Annotated in this window: 16 protein-coding genes and 1 riboswitch; of the genes, 8 read left to right on the top strand and 8 right to left on the bottom strand. The window is 67.5% G+C overall.

The window, feature by feature from the left end:
- Positions 1–142 precede the first annotated feature (142 nt).
- Positions 143–313 carry a hypothetical protein gene (locus tag VMT40_RS19485; RefSeq protein ID WP_326359784.1) on the top strand — a complete coding sequence of 57 codons (171 nt, stop codon included), beginning with the start codon at positions 143–145 and terminating at the stop codon, positions 311–313.
- On the opposite strand, the gene VMT40_RS19480 is transcribed toward VMT40_RS19485, so the two are convergent.
- Positions 310–1,185 (bottom strand): NAD-dependent epimerase/dehydratase family protein, encoded by an 876-nt coding sequence (locus VMT40_RS19480; RefSeq protein ID WP_326359783.1) that lies wholly within the window; start codon positions 1,183–1,185, stop codon positions 310–312. The genes VMT40_RS19485 and VMT40_RS19480 overlap by 4 nt on opposite strands.
- Positions 1,186–1,480: 295 nt before the next feature.
- On the opposite strand from VMT40_RS19480, the gene VMT40_RS19475 reads away from it, so the two are divergent.
- Both VMT40_RS19475 and VMT40_RS19470 read left to right on the top strand, forming a co-directional pair.
- Positions 1,481–1,909, top strand: coding sequence for a nuclear transport factor 2 family protein (locus VMT40_RS19475; RefSeq protein ID WP_326359782.1), 429 nt, complete (start codon positions 1,481–1,483; stop codon positions 1,907–1,909).
- A 100-nt stretch (positions 1,910–2,009) separates the two neighbouring features.
- Positions 2,010–4,061, top strand: coding sequence for a thioredoxin domain-containing protein (locus VMT40_RS19470; protein ID WP_326359780.1), 2,052 nt, complete (start codon positions 2,010–2,012; stop codon positions 4,059–4,061).
- A gap of 58 nt (positions 4,062–4,119) precedes the next feature.
- Here VMT40_RS19470 and VMT40_RS19465 read toward each other — a convergent pair whose 3' ends face one another.
- The 3 genes from VMT40_RS19465 to trhA all read right to left on the bottom strand — a co-directional run bounded on the left by VMT40_RS19465 (position 4,120) and on the right by trhA (position 7,194).
- A complete protein-coding gene (locus VMT40_RS19465) occupies positions 4,120–4,593 on the bottom strand; it encodes a hypothetical protein (protein WP_326359779.1) in 474 nt (157 codons plus the stop codon).
- A 215-nt stretch (positions 4,594–4,808) separates the two neighbouring features.
- Positions 4,809–6,377, bottom strand: coding sequence for an adenylate/guanylate cyclase domain-containing protein (locus VMT40_RS19460; RefSeq protein ID WP_326359778.1), 1,569 nt, complete (start codon positions 6,375–6,377; stop codon positions 4,809–4,811).
- 79 nt (positions 6,378–6,456) lie between these two features.
- On the bottom strand, positions 6,457–7,194 hold the full coding sequence (gene trhA, locus VMT40_RS19455) for a PAQR family membrane homeostasis protein TrhA (RefSeq protein ID WP_326359777.1): 738 nt from the start codon (positions 7,192–7,194) through the stop codon (positions 6,457–6,459).
- Positions 7,195–7,337: 143 nt separating this feature from the next.
- Between trhA and VMT40_RS19450 the strand changes: the two genes are divergently transcribed.
- Both VMT40_RS19450 and VMT40_RS19445 read left to right on the top strand, forming a co-directional pair.
- Positions 7,338–8,117 (top strand): isoprenyl transferase, encoded by a 780-nt coding sequence (locus VMT40_RS19450; RefSeq protein ID WP_326306417.1) that lies wholly within the window; start codon positions 7,338–7,340, stop codon positions 8,115–8,117.
- An 80-nt stretch (positions 8,118–8,197) separates the two neighbouring features.
- The gene (locus VMT40_RS19445) at positions 8,198–8,803 is read left to right on the top strand and encodes a hypothetical protein (protein WP_326359776.1); all 606 of its coding nucleotides are present in this window, start codon (positions 8,198–8,200) and stop codon (positions 8,801–8,803) included.
- Between the two features lie 17 nt (positions 8,804–8,820).
- Here VMT40_RS19445 and coaA read toward each other — a convergent pair whose 3' ends face one another.
- Positions 8,821–9,753, bottom strand: coding sequence for a type I pantothenate kinase (gene coaA, locus VMT40_RS19440; RefSeq protein WP_326306419.1), 933 nt, complete (start codon positions 9,751–9,753; stop codon positions 8,821–8,823).
- Between the two features lie 308 nt (positions 9,754–10,061).
- Here coaA and VMT40_RS19435 point away from each other — a divergent pair, with 308 nt between their 5' ends.
- The 3 genes from VMT40_RS19435 to VMT40_RS19425 all read left to right on the top strand — a co-directional run bounded on the left by VMT40_RS19435 (position 10,062) and on the right by VMT40_RS19425 (position 14,242).
- Positions 10,062–11,258 carry a DUF885 domain-containing protein gene (locus VMT40_RS19435; protein WP_326359775.1) on the top strand — a complete coding sequence of 399 codons (1,197 nt, stop codon included), beginning with the start codon at positions 10,062–10,064 and terminating at the stop codon, positions 11,256–11,258.
- Between the two features lie 287 nt (positions 11,259–11,545).
- Positions 11,546–11,630: riboswitch (ZMP/ZTP riboswitch) on the top strand.
- A gap of 107 nt (positions 11,631–11,737) precedes the next feature.
- The gene (glyA, locus tag VMT40_RS19430) at positions 11,738–13,033 is read left to right on the top strand and encodes a serine hydroxymethyltransferase (RefSeq protein WP_326360259.1); all 1,296 of its coding nucleotides are present in this window, start codon (positions 11,738–11,740) and stop codon (positions 13,031–13,033) included.
- Between the two features lie 288 nt (positions 13,034–13,321).
- The gene (locus VMT40_RS19425; protein WP_326359774.1) at positions 13,322–14,242 is read left to right on the top strand and encodes an NADP-dependent oxidoreductase; all 921 of its coding nucleotides are present in this window, start codon (positions 13,322–13,324) and stop codon (positions 14,240–14,242) included.
- A 4-nt stretch (positions 14,243–14,246) separates the two neighbouring features.
- On the opposite strand, the gene VMT40_RS19420 is transcribed toward VMT40_RS19425, so the two are convergent.
- The 3 genes from VMT40_RS19420 to VMT40_RS19410 form a co-directional block, all read right to left on the bottom strand.
- A complete protein-coding gene (locus VMT40_RS19420; RefSeq protein WP_326359773.1) occupies positions 14,247–15,119 on the bottom strand; it encodes a pirin family protein in 873 nt (290 codons plus the stop codon).
- Between the two features lie 73 nt (positions 15,120–15,192).
- Entirely contained in the window at positions 15,193–15,501 is a 309-nt protein-coding gene (locus VMT40_RS19415; RefSeq protein ID WP_326359772.1) for a glutaredoxin domain-containing protein, read from the bottom strand.
- A gap of 54 nt (positions 15,502–15,555) precedes the next feature.
- A complete protein-coding gene (locus VMT40_RS19410; protein WP_326359770.1) occupies positions 15,556–15,828 on the bottom strand; it encodes a hypothetical protein in 273 nt (90 codons plus the stop codon).
- Between the last annotated feature and the right edge of the window lie 8 nt (positions 15,829–15,836).

Raw genomic sequence — 15,836 nt, 5'->3', positions numbered from 1 at the left:
AGCCGTGGTGGCGACGCCACCGATCGCCGCGAGTTCGAGGCCCTCGGAAACCGCCCATATCGTCGCATTCGTTTCCATCATGGTCGTGAATGCTGTCCGACGGCGCTGTCAACCCACTGGCAGCACCTGCCAGCGGGCGAGCGTGCGAACCGGTCACTCGATCGAGGTCGGGTTGCAGCATCCCATCCGGCTGGGCGGCATCCGCGACGAGAACGTCGATGTCGCCCAGCAATTCGGTCACCTGGCCAACCAAGAGCCGGGACCGTCCAGCAGCTGGAGCCTGCGGGCCAACGCCGGGGCCGTGATCCGCTAGCGGTAAGAGCCGTCCAGCATTTCGACGATCGGGGTCGGGCCATCGGGTCGCCAGCCCAGCCGGTCCCGCGCCGCGGCACCGCTCACCGACTGGTCCAGCGCGAGCGCCTCGGCGAACGGCGCGCCCAGCTCGGCCGCCGCCTCCGCGACCGGCCACACCACTGGCTCTGTGGTGACCCCGGCGACCGCGCCGGCCGCCGCGACCAGATCCTTGACGGCGACTGCCGGATGCGCGACACCGTGCCAGAGGGTGTCGGCCGACGCGTTGGTGACAACCCGGACGTATAGATCGGCCAAGTCCTCGATGTACACCATCGGCCAGCGCACTCCGAGGTCGCCGACGATCCGGGGTGCGCCGAACTTGCGGGCCAGATCCACCAGCAGCGCCGGAATGCCCCCACCGTGGCCGTAGATGAGACCCGGACGGATCACGGTGGCGCGCACCGCCTCGTCGGCCAGTGCGAGCACCTGTCGCTCGATAGCGGGCCGGTAGCGAACGATCTCGATCGCATTGACCGGCGACTGTTCGTCGGCCGTCCGATCCTCGGTCGCGCCCAGTACCCAGACGCCGCTGGTATAGACGAATCCGCGGCCGGTGCCCACCAGCGGCGCGGTCAGCGCGGCGATCGCCGCCGCGTCGGCGGCCTGGTCCCCCAGGGGCGTGGCCACATCGATGACCGCGTCGATATCCGGTGTGACCGCGGCGGTCAGGGTCGGGGGGTCGAGCAGATCACCGATGCGGCACTCGTACGCGCCGACCACCTCGGCCTCTTCGGGCCTGACCAGGGCGACGACCTCGTGCCCGAGGTGCAGCAACCGCTCGGACACGGCCGTGCCGAGGTAACCGCTGGCACCGATGAGCAGAATTCGCATTGTCGAATCACCTTTCCTGGGAGCCGAATCGACTGCAACGGCAGTTGACTGGCTCGGTGCCGTTCGGGTCATGGGTCTGCTCCGTTCGTCGTTCCCGCCCTGCGGAGACCGACTCTGCCCGGCGGCCCTGGCAGCGCGATGGCAGCGGCTGCCAGCCGGGTGACAGCCATGCGCGACAGAGTCGATGTCATGGAGGAGGTGGCTGCCGCCACCGACATGCTCTGCCGCCATGCACACGACGCTCGACTTGGCCTGAGGCCGAGGGTATCTCGAACGAATCGAAGGGAATTTCTCAGTGGTACAGCAAGATCCGAAGATCAAGGCGATCGGCGAGTTCTTCGAGGCCTATGCTCGCTACGACCTGGACGGCATGAAGGCGGTCCTGGCCGAAGACATAGCGTGGACGATCCCCGGCCATCACGCGCTCTCGGGTACGAAACACGGAGTGGACGAGGTGGTCGCCTTCTTCGACCAGTTGGCGAAGGCGGGCATGAAGGCCGAGACCTTCTTCCTCGAAGCCAACGAGGAATACGTCGTCGACATCCATCGTGGCTATTCGACCGAGGGCGAAGGCAAGGTCGACACAACGTGGGCGCTGGTGTGGCACTTCGATCCCGACGGCAAGGTGGACCGCGTCCTGAACCTTTCCGGCGACCAGCATCAAATGGACGACTACATCTGGCGCAACTACACCCTCGCGCCGCTGCCGACCCGGCTGGCCTGAGATCGGTGCGGCCGTTGAGCCGCTAGCGGCGTGCGCACGACTCTTCATGTGTGATGGCGCACGAGCCGGGAAGGGGCAGCCGACGCACTACGCTTTGGGTATGAACCAGTTGGCTCGTGCGACATCGCCTTACCTGCGTCAACATGCCGATAATCCGGTGGATTGGCGGGAGTGGGATGCCGCGGCGCTGGGGGAGGCGGCGGAGCGGGATGTGCCGATTCTGTTGTCGATCGGGTATGCGAGTTGCCACTGGTGCCATGTGATGGCGCATGAGTCGTTCGAGGATGTGGCTACTGCGGAGATCATGAATGCGAACTTTGTTTGCATCAAGGTGGATCGGGAGGAGAGGCCGGATCTCGACGCGGTGTATATGAATGCGACCGTGGCTATGACGGGGCAGGGTGGGTGGCCTATGACCTGTTTTCTGACTCCGGAGGGGGAGCCGTTTTATTGCGGGACGTATTACCCGAAGACGCCTCGGCATGGGATGCCCTCGTTCACGCAGTTGTTGACGGCGGTCAATGACACCTGGCGGAATCGGCGGGATGAGGTGAATGCGGCTGCGGGGCAGGTGGGGGAGGCGTTGCGGCAGCAGACGGTGGGGTTGCCGGATTCGGAGATCGGGATCGGGGTCGAGCTCGTTCAGCATGCGGTTTCGGCGGTGTTGAAGGATGTGGACGCGCAGCACGGCGGGTTCGGGGGTGCGCCGAAGTTTCCGCCTTCGGCGCTGTTGGAGGGGCTGCTGCGGCACTATGAGCTGACCGGGGATCTCGGTGTGCTGCAGGCTGTTTCGTTCACGTGCGAGGCGATGGCCCGGGGTGGGATCTATGACCAGTTGCGGGGTGGGTTCGCTCGGTATTCGGTGGATGCCGCCTGGGTGGTGCCGCATTTCGAGAAGATGCTCTATGACAATGCGCAGTTGCTGAGGGTCTACGCGCATCTGGCGCGGCGCAGCCCGGAATCGCTGGCGCTGCGGGTGACTCGGGAAACCGTGGAATTCCTGCTCGCGGATCTCGGTACCGAGCAGGGCGCCTTCGCGTCGGCGCTGGATGCCGATACGCACGTGGAACCGGGGAAGCCCGGTGTCGAAGGCGCCACCTACGTGTGGACCCCCGCCGAGCTGAACGGCGAGTTGGGTGCGCTCGACGGGGCCTGGGCCGCAGAGCTTTTCGGCGTGACGACGGCGGGCACCTTCGAACACGGAACCTCGGTGCTGACCCGCTACACCGATCCGAGCCCGGCCGATCGCGAACGGTTCGAGGCCATTCGGGCGCGGCTGTCCGACGCCCGCTCGCGTCGGCCCCAGCCCGAACGGGATGACAAGGTGGTCACCGCCTGGAATGGGATGGCCATTGTCGCGCTCGCGGAAGCCGGTGCCGCACACGGGTATTCGGAGTGGGTCGCGGCCGCCGCGCGCTGTGCCCGCTACCTGATCGACACCCATGTCACCGAGGGGCGAGTGTGCCGCGCCTCCCTGGGCGGGGTGCCGGGGTCCGCTCCGGGCGTGCTCGAGGACTACGCCTGGCTCGCCCTGGGGCTGCTCGCGCTGCATCAAACCGCCGAGGGGGACTGGCTGACCGAGGCGCAGCGCCTGCTCGATGCCGCCATCACCCACTTCGCCGACCCGGAGACCCCCGGCAGCTGGTTCGACACCGCCGACGACGCCGAAACCCTGCTCACCCGCCCCCGCGACCCCCTGGATGGCGCAACCCCGTCCGGCACTTCGGTTCTCGCCGAGGCGCTGCTCACCGCCTCGGCGATCGCCGAGACCGATAGGGCCTCTCGCTACCGCCAACTGGCCGACCTGACCCTTGCCCGCGGCGCGGTCCTGCTGGCTCGCGCGCCCCGCTCGGCCGGACACTGGCTCGCCGTGGCCGAGGCCGCCCTGCGCGGCCCCATCCAGGTGGCCATTGTCCACGGCCCGGAAAGCGAATCCGGCAGCGCCGCAACCCTACTGGCCGCCGCCCGCACCGCTGCCCCCGGTGGTTCGGTCGTCATCTCGGGCGAACTCGACTCCCAACCCCTGCTCGCCGACCGTCCACCGGTCCGCGACACCTCCGCCGCCTACATCTGCCGCGGCTCGGTCTGCGACCTCCCCGTCACCACCGCAGAGGAAGTGCGAGCCGGACTGCTGCCGCCGCTCTCGGCCTGACCAACCCCTCCACCGTTCTCGAGGCCTGAATCTCTTGTGCCAAGCGAGATCCCGGGAGTTAGCGGTGGTCGGTGCGGTGGCCTGCCGTGATGGCGGCGGGGACGAAGACGAGGACGGCGATGATGTGGGCGGCGCGGAACAGACCGAGGATTACGGTGTTCGGGTTCCAGCCGGTGAAGAGGTGGGCGAGGTGAGGCGAGGATAGGGCTGCGGCGATCGGTTCCATCACCAGCGAGGCCAAGCCGACCGTGCCCAGCCCGACCACGAGAACCGCTCGTGCCAGCTGACTTCCAGTCAGCATGCGGGCCGCGAGGGCGAAGACCGTCACGTATATCGCCCCTCGGATCGCCAAAGCCAATGCGAGGCTTGGTATTCGCACGTCGGAGTCGTCCAGCGCGAGGGCCGCGTGCCCCAGCGTCTCACCCACCCCGGCCACCAGCGCGACCACGACGGCGCGATAGGCCAGGATGGCCCGCTCGGGCCGCTCCCACACCGCCGCCGACGTCCGCTCGAACGCGCCAATCTCAGTCATGCCGTTAACTGTCCGACTTCGCACCGCCACTTCGAATCCCCCACGAGTACGAGATACCCCCGGTCCCCAGGTATGACACCGCGTTGTGACTGGTTAATGCGTTGCCGGGCGCAGGCGGGCGGCTCTACAGTCCGGGTGTGTTCAGACCACTGTTCTCGTTCGAATATTGGCAGGTCGCGGCGGGTGCGCGGACAACTCCGAAGCGGCTCGAATGATCAGCGATCGGCGGCCCGGTCGGCGGCGGGCTCCGGGGGTGCGGCCGCGGCCCGGTCGGCCCGCGGGGCACTGCCGTTGCGGTGGGTTGGCGACGGGACGTCGGTCCAGCAGGGAGTGGGCTCTTTGCGGCCGCGGAGCTGGAGAGTGTCGAAGTGGGTCCAGTTCGTGCGCTCGGAATCGGAGGCGGCGTCTATGACCGCCTGACTCGCGAGAATGCGGCGCGGGACCAGCTTGGCCTCGGTGGTCAAGCGCGCGGCCTCGTTCACCGCATCGCCGATGACGGTGAACTCCAGCCGGGTGTCGGTCCCCACGTCCCCGGCGAACACCAGCCCCCGCGCGATGCCGATGCCCACGTCGAGTTCGCCGAGCACCGCCACCTCGTCCCGAATCCGGCGCGCGGCCAGCAGTGCGGGCGTCGCATTGTCCGCCAGCGCGATGGGCGCGCCGAAAATGCACAGCGCCGCATCGCCTTCGAACTTGTTGACCAGCCCGTGGTTGTCCTCGGTGGCCGCCACCACGGTGGACAGCAGCCGATTCAGCTTGGCCACGAAATCGTGCGGCGCGAGCTCGGTGGCCATGGCGACCGATCCGGTCACATCCACGAAAAGCGCTGTCACCACCCGCATATCGCCACTCAGGTCGGTGGTGGTGCCCGACAGCGCCCGCTCGGCCACCTCGGTGCCGACGTGCCGCCCGAACACGGTCCGCATGCGTTCGCGCTCACTGAGATTGGCGGCCAGTTCGTTCACCGAATGCTCGAGCCGCCCGATCTCGCTGGTGCTGTTGATGGTCACCCGGGCATCGAGATCGCCGCGCGCGATCCGATCCAACGCCTCCCGCAGCGTGTGCATGGGCGTGGCCACCGCCCGCGCCAGCGCGGCCGTCGCCACCACACCCGCGGACAGTCCGACAATCGCCATGTAGATGCCGGTCCGAATCCGGTCCTGGGTATCGGTCGTCGGATCGGCCAGCACCGTGATCAGCATGAACAGCGGCACCGCCCCCGCCACCGCGAAGGTGACCAGCACCCGGGCCAGCACGGTATTGCTCCAGTGCGCGGTCTCGTCGAGCACCTCCGCGACCACCGGAATCGTCGGCCGAATGAGCCGATCCACGATCAGGAAAGTGAGCGCCGCCGACTCCAGCCCACCGAGGGTGAACATGGACAGCACCACCGGGAAGCTGCGTTCCTCGGTGGCGTGCGAGAAGATCGCCGCCGCCACCACCACGCCGGGCAGCCAGATGGCCAGCGCCCGCAGCGTGATCGAGAGTGGCAGTTGCAGTAGCCGTTTCGCCTCACGGTCGGTGGGCGGTCGGCGCTGATCCAGCCAGCCGAAGTAGTGACCGCGGTCCCGCACCGCCAGGACGATGCCGACCAGCGCGCCGATCGCCGGATAGATCGACACGTAGACGAAGGTGCTCATCCAATGCGGCCCGAGTCGGCTCAGGAATCCGCTCAGGAACAGTTCGGTGGTGATCACCGCGAGGCCGCCGAGGTTGCACGCCATGACGACAGCCGACAGACCCCCACGCGCACGCAGCGCCCACAGGATGAGTCTGCTGGTCACGTCGCAGACTCTAGAGACCTTTCGGCCGGGATTGCACGTTTGTGGGTAATTGCTCAGAGATCAACGGAGCAACGGGAGATCAGCTGAGCAAGACCATCCATACCGCGATGTAGTGGCACAGGGCCGCGACCACCGTTGCGGCATGGAAGAACTCGTGATGCCCGAAAACCTCCGGCCACGGATCCGGCCAGCGCGAGGCGTAGAGGACCCCGCCCACGCTGTAGGCGATGCCGCCCACGAGCAGCAGAATCACCGGCGTCCAGCCGACATTGCCGATGAGGGTCCCCGCCACCGGCACGATGGCCCAGCCCAACAGCAGATACAGCGGCACCCCGACCCAGCGAGGGGCGGTGGGCCACAGCATCTTCAGCGCGACCCCGGCCAGCGCACCCGCCCACACCATGGACAGCAGGATCGTGCCCGCCGTACCGCGCACGCCGAGCAAGGCGAACGGTGTGTAGCTGCCCGCGATGAAAAGGAAGATCATGCTGTGATCAGCCCTTTTCATGGAAAGGCGCGCTCGATCGGTCTTCCAATTCACCCGGTGATAGGTCGCGCTGATGCCGAACACTCCGCACACCGTGATCGCGTACACCAGCGTCGACCACGCCGCCGTCGCCGACACCGTGCTCGCGACCGACACCAGCACGACCCCCGCGATCGCGGCCACACCCACGGCCCACGCGTGAATCCACCCCCGCATCCGGGGCTTGATCAACGCCAGCTCGTCCCGAACCGCCCCGATCTCCTCGCGGACCGTCTCGAGCACCCCCGCCACCGAATCGACGGGCGGCACCGCCTGCGCACTGTCGGACATAAGTTTCCTCCTCGGTAACCTACGGTACCGTAGGTTGTCGGGTCTCGGCCCGTCGAGTGGGTGTCGTCACGAAGTCTCCCCCGTGTTTCGGTCCTGTGTCCCGGTCGCTCCGCTATTCGTTGCGGGGGCGTAGGGTTGCGGCCGTGAAGGTTGCGAGTCAGGTGCGTGGGCTCCCATATCGCATATACGAGAAGCGGCTGGCCCAGCAGCTGGCGGGCAAACAGCATCCGCGGCATGTTGCCGTCATGTGCGACGGTAATCGGCGCTGGGCTCGGGAGAACGGGTTCAGTGATATCAGCCACGGCCATCGGGTCGGCGCGCTGAAGATCGCCGAACTCGTCGGGTGGTGCGGCGAGGCGGGCATCGAGATGGTGACCCTCTACCTGCTCTCCACCGAGAACCTGCGGCGCGACTCCGACGAACTCGAGACCCTCTTCGAGGTGATCACCGATGTCGTCGACGAACTGTCTGCGCCGGAACAGAATTGGAGCGTCCGCATTGTCGGGGCGCTCGACCAGCTGCCCGCCGAGATGGCCCGGCGGCTGAGCGAGGCGGCCAAATCCACCGAGGGTCGCACCGGCGTGCACGTGAATGTCGCCATCGGCTACGGCGGCCGCCAGGAGATCGCCGACGCGGTGCGCTCGCTGGTCCGCCAGGAGATGGACGCGGGGGAGACCGGCGAGGATCTGGTGCAGTCCATCACCGTGGACGCCATCGGCCAGCACCTCTACACCTCCGGCCAACCCGATCCCGATCTCGTCATCCGCACCTCCGGCGAGCAGCGCCTCTCGGGATTCCTGTTGTGGCAGAGCGCCTATTCCGAGATCTGGTTCACCGAGGCGTACTGGCCGGAATTCCGACGCGTGGATTTCCTGCGGGCCCTGCGTGATTACGCGGCCCGGCACCGCCGCTTCGGGGTCTAGAACACAGCCGTTCAACGGTTCCATTGCAGTGCAATGTGATCCGGGTTCGCCGTAACCTTGCTCGCGTACCGTCGGAATGCATGAGCGAGCTGTACGAGGGGCAGGGTGGCCCCGCGGAAACCCAGGTCGCGGCGGTGCCGTACATCAGCTACGAGGCGTTCGGGCGCGCCTTTCTCGAATACGCCGCCTCGACCGAACGGATAGCCGGGGCCTTCGAGAAACTCACGGGGGAGGCCTTCGAATTCGGGCCCATCGGGGCCGGGCCGGGCAAGCTCGCCAAACTCTCGGCCACCGTGCGGCTCGGCCAGCCCCGCCTGAAACGCGAAGTGGACGACATCATTTCGTTCGACCTGGTGATCCCGCTCAAGGTGGATCTGCTCATCGATCTGGCGGTGGATCGCTATCCGTTCCGCGTGGACGGCACCATTCATCTGCACCTGACCGTGCGAACCGCCGAACCTTTGCGAGTGCTCATCGAAATCGACGAGCCGCAGCCGAGCAATGTGCGCATCAATGTCGCGAGCGCTACCCGACGCGGGGAGATACTGCGCATCGTCGCCAGCGTCGACCACGAGATTCGCCGTTTCGTGGCGCGCTACATAGCCACGGAGATCTGCAAACCGCACATTCAGGCCGCGACCGATATCGATGTCGCCGCCAGACTCGATGCGGCCTGGCGGCTTTAGAGCTTGCCGGGAAGCTCCTACAACTTGCGCAGCCGCAGCCGGTTGATGGAGTGGTCGGCGTCCTTGCGCAGCACCAGGGTCGCGCGCGGCCGCGTCGGCAGGATGTTCTCCACCAGGTTCGGCCGGTTGATGTTGTGCCAGATCTCCTTGGCCTGGTTGACCGCTTCCTGCTCGTTGAAGTTCGCGTAGTGGTGGAAGTGCGAATTCGGGTCCTGGAAGGCGGTCTTCTGCAGCGACAGGAAGCGCTGCACATACCAGTTCTCGATGTCCTCGATGCGCGCGTCCACGTAGACCGAGAAGTCGAACAGGTCCGAGACCATGAGTCGCGGACCGGTCTGCAGCACATTGAGGCCCTCGACAATGAGAATGTCGGGCTGGCGCACGCAGTGGTATTCGCCGGGCACGATGTCATAGGCGATGTGCGAGTACACGGGCGCGCACACCTCGTGCGCACCGGATTTCACCTCGGTGACGAAGCGCAGCAGCTTGCGGCGGTCGTAGGACTCCGGGAAGCCCTTGCGGTGCATGATGCCGCGCCGGGTGAGTTCGGCTGTCGGATAGAGGAATCCGTCGGTGGTGACCAGATCCACGCGGGGATGGTGATCCCAGCGCGCCAGCAGTGCCTGCAGCACACGGGCGGTGGTGGACTTGCCCACCGCCACCGAGCCCGCCACGCCGATGACGAATGGCACCTGCCGGTCGGGATGGGTCTCGCCGAGGAAGGTGGCGGTGGCGGCGAACAGGCGCTGCCGCGCCGCGACCTGCAGATGGATGAGACGGGCCAGGGGCAGATAGACCTCCGCGACCTCCTCGAGGTCGATCTGCTCACCGAGGCCGCGCAGGCCGATCAGTTCTTCCTCGGTGAGCACCAGGGGAGTCGACTTTCGCAGGGTGCGCCACTGCTTGCGGTCGAATTCCACATACGGGCTGGGCTCGCTCATCCGTGCCATTACTCGTGTCCCCGCGTCCGGCGTGCTCGGGTCGGCCGACAACAACAGCTCTCGGGAAGCCGCATCGTCGCCGTGCCCGGCGATCCGGCCAACACTCCACGCATAGCCGAATTGTGCTCGGCCTCAACATCCGGGTGAACACCAGGTATTGCTACTCGCGGGTAACCAGAGTGGGATGGGCCACATTGCAACCGTGCGGTTGCTCCGGTGAGCCTGCGCGACAGGACGATTCGGCCGCGATAACCCCCGGGGAGAGGAGTGATCGGATGACCCGGCGGTAAGGGGCGGGGATCGCATAGGGTCGGGGGATGGCAGCGCATCCCTTGGTCACCGAATATCTGCGGCTCGGACTGGCATTCGATCGGCTCGAAGAGGGCTTCGTCGACGCCTATACCGGTGATCCGGCGCTGCGGCGCGAGGTGGAGAACGCGCCCGCGCCGGAGCCGCGCGACCTCGCGCATCGGGCGGCCGCGCTACGGAAGGAACTGCCCGAGGCGGGACTGTCGGCCGAGCGGGTGGAATTCCTCGACGCGCATCTGCGTGCCCTCGAATGCTCGGGCCGCAAATTCGCGGGGGAGGACATCAACTTCATCGACGAGGTGCGGGCCTACTTCGATGTGGATATCGCGCCCGGTGACACCGAGGATTACCGCGAGGCGCACCGGCAGCTGGACGAGGTGCTGCCCGGGGACGGGCCGCTGCTGGATCGCATTACCGCGCACCGGCGTCAGGACGAGATTCCGCCGGAGCGGCTGAAGGAATGTGTGGCCGCGTTCTCGGGCGCATTGCGTGAGTTGGTGCGCGAGCGCTATCCGCTGCCGGACAACGAGCACGTGGAATACGAAGTCGTGGGCGACAAGCCGTGGTCGGGCTTCAACTACTACCTGGGCAACTACCAGTCCCGGGTGGCCATCAATTCCGATCTCAAGCAGCACATGTCGCAGTTGCCGCACCTGATCGCGCACGAGTCCTACCCGGGCCATCACACCGAGCACTGCCGCAAGGAAGCCGGGCTGGTCGGGGCCGGGCAGGACGAGCAGACCCTGTTCGTGGTCAACACCCCGCAGTGCCTGATGGCCGAGGGCCTGGCGGATCTGGCCCTGAAGTCGATCGTCGGCCCGGGCTGGGGACGCTGGGCGCAGGAGATCTACGCCGATCTCGGCCTGCGCTTCGATGGCGAACGCGCCGAACGGATTTCGATCGCCTCGGCGAACCTGCTCGGCGTGCGCCAGGACGCGGCCCTGCTGCTGCACGACCGCCGCCGCGGCGCCGACGAAGTGGCCGAGTTCATGCAGCGCTGGAGCCTGGTCACCCCCGAGCGCGCCACCCAATCCCTGCGCTTCCTGTCCTCACCGCTGTGGCGCGCCTACATCTCCACCTACGTCGAGGGCTACCGCCTGCTCGGCGGCTGGCTCGATCAGGCCGTCGATGCCGATGCCCGGTCCGAGCGCTTCCGCCGCCTCCTCGACGAACCCCTCACGCCGGGCGCGATCCGTCGCATGTGAGGCGGTCCGCTCGAAGCCGCCCGAAGGTCCTCGCCCGTGCCGCTCGTGGTCGTCTCCGCGTTGCTCCGGGATGGCCGGTGTCGCTCCGGAATTGGTAGCGGGCGGCCGCGTTCGGTCACCGCTTCGTGTGGTCGCGGCAGCCGTGGCGTGCCTTTGGGCGAAGCCCTCCCCGACGCCTCGTGGACCGTCGGCCCGCCGCGGTCCGTGCCGCGGGCACCATGGGTGGTGCAGGTGCTGCGCTGCCCGACTTGCCCGCGCGGACCGCGTTGATCGGGCTCGTACTAGGATGGGCGGACCGCGACTGGCGCACTCGAGGTGGAAGTAACCACCGGGAAGCACCGAAGTCCGGCACCGCGCGCCTGGGTGCCTGGCGATCCCCGATCACATTCGGGGTACCCGGAAGACGGAGGTGCTGCGCCATGAGCGACACACACAACCCCTTGATCGGCGCGTCCGCATCGGACAATAGACTCGGCGGCGTGACCCAGACGAGCGCCTCTGTCAACAGCCAGTCCCTCGCCGAACTCGATCCCGAAGTCGCTTCCGCGATGGGCGGCGAGCTCGCTCGCCAGCGCGACACCCTCGAGATGATCGCCTCGGAGAACTTCGTGCCGCGCGCGGTGCTGCAGGCGCAGGGCAGCGTGCTCACCAACAAGTACGCCGAGGGCTACCCGGGTCGCCGCTACTACGGCGGCTGCGAGAACGTCGACATCGTCGAGGATCTGGCCCGCGCCCGCGTCACCGAACTGTTCGGCGCGGAATACGCCAACGTGCAGCCGCATTCGGGTGCGCAGGCCAATGCCGCGGTGCTGCACGCGCTCATGACCCCGGGCGAGAAGCTGCTGGGCCTGGACCTCGCGCACGGCGGCCACCTCACCCACGGCATGCGCCTGAACTTCTCGGGCAAGCTGTACGAGGTGCACGCCTACGGCGTCTCCAAGGAAGACCACCGCGTCGACATGGACGAGGTGCGCAAGCTGGCCAAGGAGACCCGCCCGAAGGTGATCGTCGCCGGTTGGTCGGCGTACCCGCGGCACCTGGACTTCGCGGCCTTCCGCGAGATCGCCGACGAGGTCGGTGCGTACCTGTGGGTCGATATGGCGCACTTCGCGGGACTCGTTGCCGCGGGCCTGCATCCGTCGCCGGTCCCGCACGCGCACGTGGTGTCCTCCACCGTGCACAAGACCCTCGGCGGCCCGCGCTCCGGCCTGATCCTGGCCAAGGAGGAGTTCGCCAAGAAGCTGAACTCCGCGGTGTTCCCGGGCCAGCAGGGCGGTCCGCTCATGCACGCCATCGCCGCCAAGGCCGTGGCCTTCAAGATCGCGGCCGGTGCCGAGTTCGCCGAGCGTCAGCAGCGCACCCTGTCCGGCGCGAAGATCATCGCCGAGCGCCTGACCCAGGCCGACGCCCAGGCCAAGGGCGTCAATGTGCTCACCGGCGGCACCGATGTGCACCTGGTCCTGGTCGACCTGCGCAACTCGCAGCTCGACGGCCAGCAGGGTGAGGACCTCCTGCACGAAATCGGAATCACCGTGAACCGCAATGCCGTTCCGTTCGACCCGCGCCCGCCGATGGTCACCTCCGGCCTGCGCATCGGCACCCCGGCGCTGGCCACCCGCGGCTTCGGCGACGAGCAGTTCACCGAGGTCGCCGAGATCATCGCCGCCGCCCTGACCGGCTCCGCCGACCTGGATTCCCTGCGTCAGCGGGTCTCCAAGCTGGCCCAGGAGTTCCCGCTCTACGACGGTCTCGAGGACTGGAAGCTGCTCGGCTGACCCTTCCGCCGAAAGACGAAGAGCCCGCCGCGATCCCACGATCGCGGCGGGCTCTCGCCTTTGCGGGGAAGCTGACCGAATCAGCGGTGCTGGCCGCGATCTTGGCCGCGTGGTGGGTGTATTGACCTTCTCGGTGCCCGGAATCCGCAGCAGCTCATTGCGCCGATGACGAGGCAGCATGCCGGGATGACGAGGCGACATCACATCCTCGATCTCGGGCGATCGGTGTCAGCCGGGTGTCAGGTGGAACTCCTCTGGGGATGAAGCGTCTACGGAGGAGGAGTGGTCATGGCCGAGGCGGTCAGGTTCGACGAGTACGGCGATCAGAATGTGCTGCGGGTCGTGGAAATTCCGGAACCGCACGCGCGGGCCGGGGAGGTGGTGGTGCGGGTCATCAGCGCGGGGATCAATCCGGGGGAGGCGGCCATTCGGTCCGGGGCGTTGCGCGACCGGTGGCCGACCACGTTCCCGTCGGGGCAGGGCAGTGATTTCGCCGGGCGGGTGGCGGAGGTCGGGGACGGGGTGAGCGCGATCGCGGTGGGGGACGAGGTCATCGGGTTCACCAACGAGCGCGCCTCGCATGCGACGCATGTGCGGGTTCCGGCGGATCAGGTGACACCCAAGCCCGAGGCGGTGCCCTGGGATGCGGCGGGTGCGCTCTTCGTCGCGGGCACAACGGCTTTGGCGGCGGTGCGTGCGGTCGAGGCGGGCCGGGGTGATGTGGTGGGTGTTTCCGGCGCGGCCGGTGGCGTGGGATCCATTGTGGTGCAATTGCTTCGCGAGCGCGGCGCGTCCGTGATCGGCATCGCTGGTCCCTCGAACCAGGATTGGCTGCGCGAAAAAGGCGTGATTCCAGTCGTTTACGGTGACGGTTTGGCCGAGCGTCTGCATGCCGCCGCGCCGGGTGGACTGGACGCCTTCATCGACACCTACGGTTCGGGCTACGTCGAACTGGCCATCGATCTCGGCGTGAAACCCGAGCGCATCGACACCATCATCGATATCGACGCCGTCCGCCGCTTCGGGGTCAAATTCGAGGGCACCGCGGCCGCCGACACCATCGACGTGGTGGCCGAACTCGCCGACCTCATCGCCGCGGGCCACCTCGAAATCCCCATCGCCGCAACCTATCCCCTCGCCGAGGTGCGCGACGCCTTCCATGACCTGGAACGCCGCCACACCCGCGGCAAAATCGTGCTCCGCCCCTGATCGGCTACAGGCGAGCCAGGCGGGGGATCTGCCCGAACTTGCCGCGGCGCAGGTCCAGGAACGCCTGCTCGATCTCGTCGCGACTGCCCATGACGAAGGGGCCGCCGAAGACGACCGGTTCGCGAATCGGCTTGCCGGAGAACAGCATGACCGTCGTCGGCCGTTCCGGATCGGTGCCGCGCAACTCCAAGCTGCTCGCGTCGGAGCCGCTCGTCGGATCCGACCAGGCGATCCGGCCCTCGGAAACCGTCGTGCCGCCGATGCTCGCCTCGCCCTCGATGACGTAGGCGAACGCCCGATCCGCCGCGGGCAGGATCGGGGTGTAGCCGCTCCCCGGCTCCAGTGTCACGATGAGACCCGTGATGGGCCAATGGTTCTCGGCCGGTCCGGTGACCGTACCCGCCTTGCCCGACACGACTCGCACGAGCACTCCGGGCGCTTCGACGCGGGCTTGATCCGCCTGCCGCACATCTTGATAGCGGGTGTCCACCATCCGCTTGTCCGCTGGCAGATTCAGCCACAGCTGCAGCGTGTGCGCGTGCTCGTTGCGGAATGCCAACTCGCGGTGAATGATTCCGCGTCCGGCGGTCATCCACTGCACGTCGCCCGGTTCCAGCGCACCGGCGTGCCCCAGGCTGTCGCCGTGCTCCAGGACGCCGTCGAGCACCACGGTGACCGTCTCCAGTCCCCGGTGCGGATGCCATTCGAAGCCCGGCGTGGAGAACCAGTCCTCGGCCATCAGCAGGAACGGGTCCGTCCGGGTGATGTCGTCGGGCGCGATGACCAGCGCGTTGTTGTCGACCTGATCGGTCGGCCCGCCCATCGCCTTGGTCCGGACGCGGTCGACCTTCCGCGGAACCGTCGTAGTCGCCGCCATGAGCGCTCCTCCTCGTCCGAAAAAGTTGGTGACGCGTCAACCAACGTCGAGGGGCGGGGAGCTATTCCCCGGGCTAGAACGGCCAGAACTTGCGCGGCCCGCCGGTGAGTTCCGGCGCGTCCGCGGTCACGGTCGAGATCAGCTGCTTGGGATGCGGATTCACCCAGTTTCGTTCGGACCTGCCGTCGCGCAATACCACCGTGGGCACGGTCTCATTGCCGTCCGCCACCGACCGCACGAAGGCCGCCGCCTCCGGGTCCGCCCAGATGTCGACCTCGCGGTGGACGATGCCGTGCCGGTTGAGCACCCGGCGCATGCGCATGCAGTAGGGGCAGCCCGGGCGTCGGTAGACGACCAGCTCGGGCGCGGCATCGGCGGTCATGCCCCGAGTCTAGGGCCGTGACGGGACTGTGCCGCAAGGACATTGGCGGTGAACTCAGGCGTGCTTGTTCAGGTAGTCGAGGTACATCGGGCGCAGCACCTCCCCGATCTCGCCCTCGCCCGCGTGGAAGTAGTCGTCGAGCAGGGCCGCGGTGTTCCAGATGTCGACCTCGCCCTCGCCCTGGTTGCCCGCGGCGACCTCGGCGCCCGGGATGGACTTCAGCAGTTCCCACAGGAACTTGATGTCACCGCGCCGGGCCGCCAGCTTCACGGCACGGTCGTGTAGTTCCTTGGTGGGGAGGGTTGCCAGATCCGCGGTTTCGGCCATGGGCTCGA

The sequence above is a fragment of the Nocardia sp. CDC160 genome (genome assembly GCF_035818795.1).
In the GTDB taxonomy this organism is placed as follows: Bacteria; Actinomycetota; Actinomycetes; order Mycobacteriales; family Mycobacteriaceae; genus Nocardia.
Note: the sequence above shows the minus strand (reverse complement) of the source record. Positions and strands in the feature narration are given on the sequence as shown.

Coding starts and splice junctions, on each gene's coding strand:
- VMT40_RS19480 (WP_326359783.1), bottom strand. CDS start 1,185: ATGCGAATTCTGCTCATCGGTGCCAGCGGTTACCTCGGCACGGCCGTG.
- VMT40_RS19415 (WP_326359772.1), bottom strand. CDS start 15,501: ATGACCGCCGATGCCGCGCCCGAGCTGGTCGTCTACCGACGCCCGGGC.
- VMT40_RS19470 (WP_326359780.1), top strand. CDS start 2,010: ATGAACCAGTTGGCTCGTGCGACATCGCCTTACCTGCGTCAACATGCC.
- VMT40_RS19465 (WP_326359779.1), bottom strand. CDS start 4,593: ATGACTGAGATTGGCGCGTTCGAGCGGACGTCGGCGGCGGTGTGGGAG.
- coaA (WP_326306419.1), bottom strand. CDS start 9,753: ATGGCACGGATGAGCGAGCCCAGCCCGTATGTGGAATTCGACCGCAAG.
- VMT40_RS19425 (WP_326359774.1), top strand. CDS start 13,322: ATGGCCGAGGCGGTCAGGTTCGACGAGTACGGCGATCAGAATGTGCTG.
- VMT40_RS19445 (WP_326359776.1), top strand. CDS start 8,198: ATGAGCGAGCTGTACGAGGGGCAGGGTGGCCCCGCGGAAACCCAGGTC.
- trhA (WP_326359777.1), bottom strand. CDS start 7,194: ATGTCCGACAGTGCGCAGGCGGTGCCGCCCGTCGATTCGGTGGCGGGG.
- VMT40_RS19410 (WP_326359770.1), bottom strand. CDS start 15,828: ATGGCCGAAACCGCGGATCTGGCAACCCTCCCCACCAAGGAACTACAC.
- VMT40_RS19435 (WP_326359775.1), top strand. CDS start 10,062: ATGGCAGCGCATCCCTTGGTCACCGAATATCTGCGGCTCGGACTGGCA.
- VMT40_RS19420 (WP_326359773.1), bottom strand. CDS start 15,119: ATGGCGGCGACTACGACGGTTCCGCGGAAGGTCGACCGCGTCCGGACC.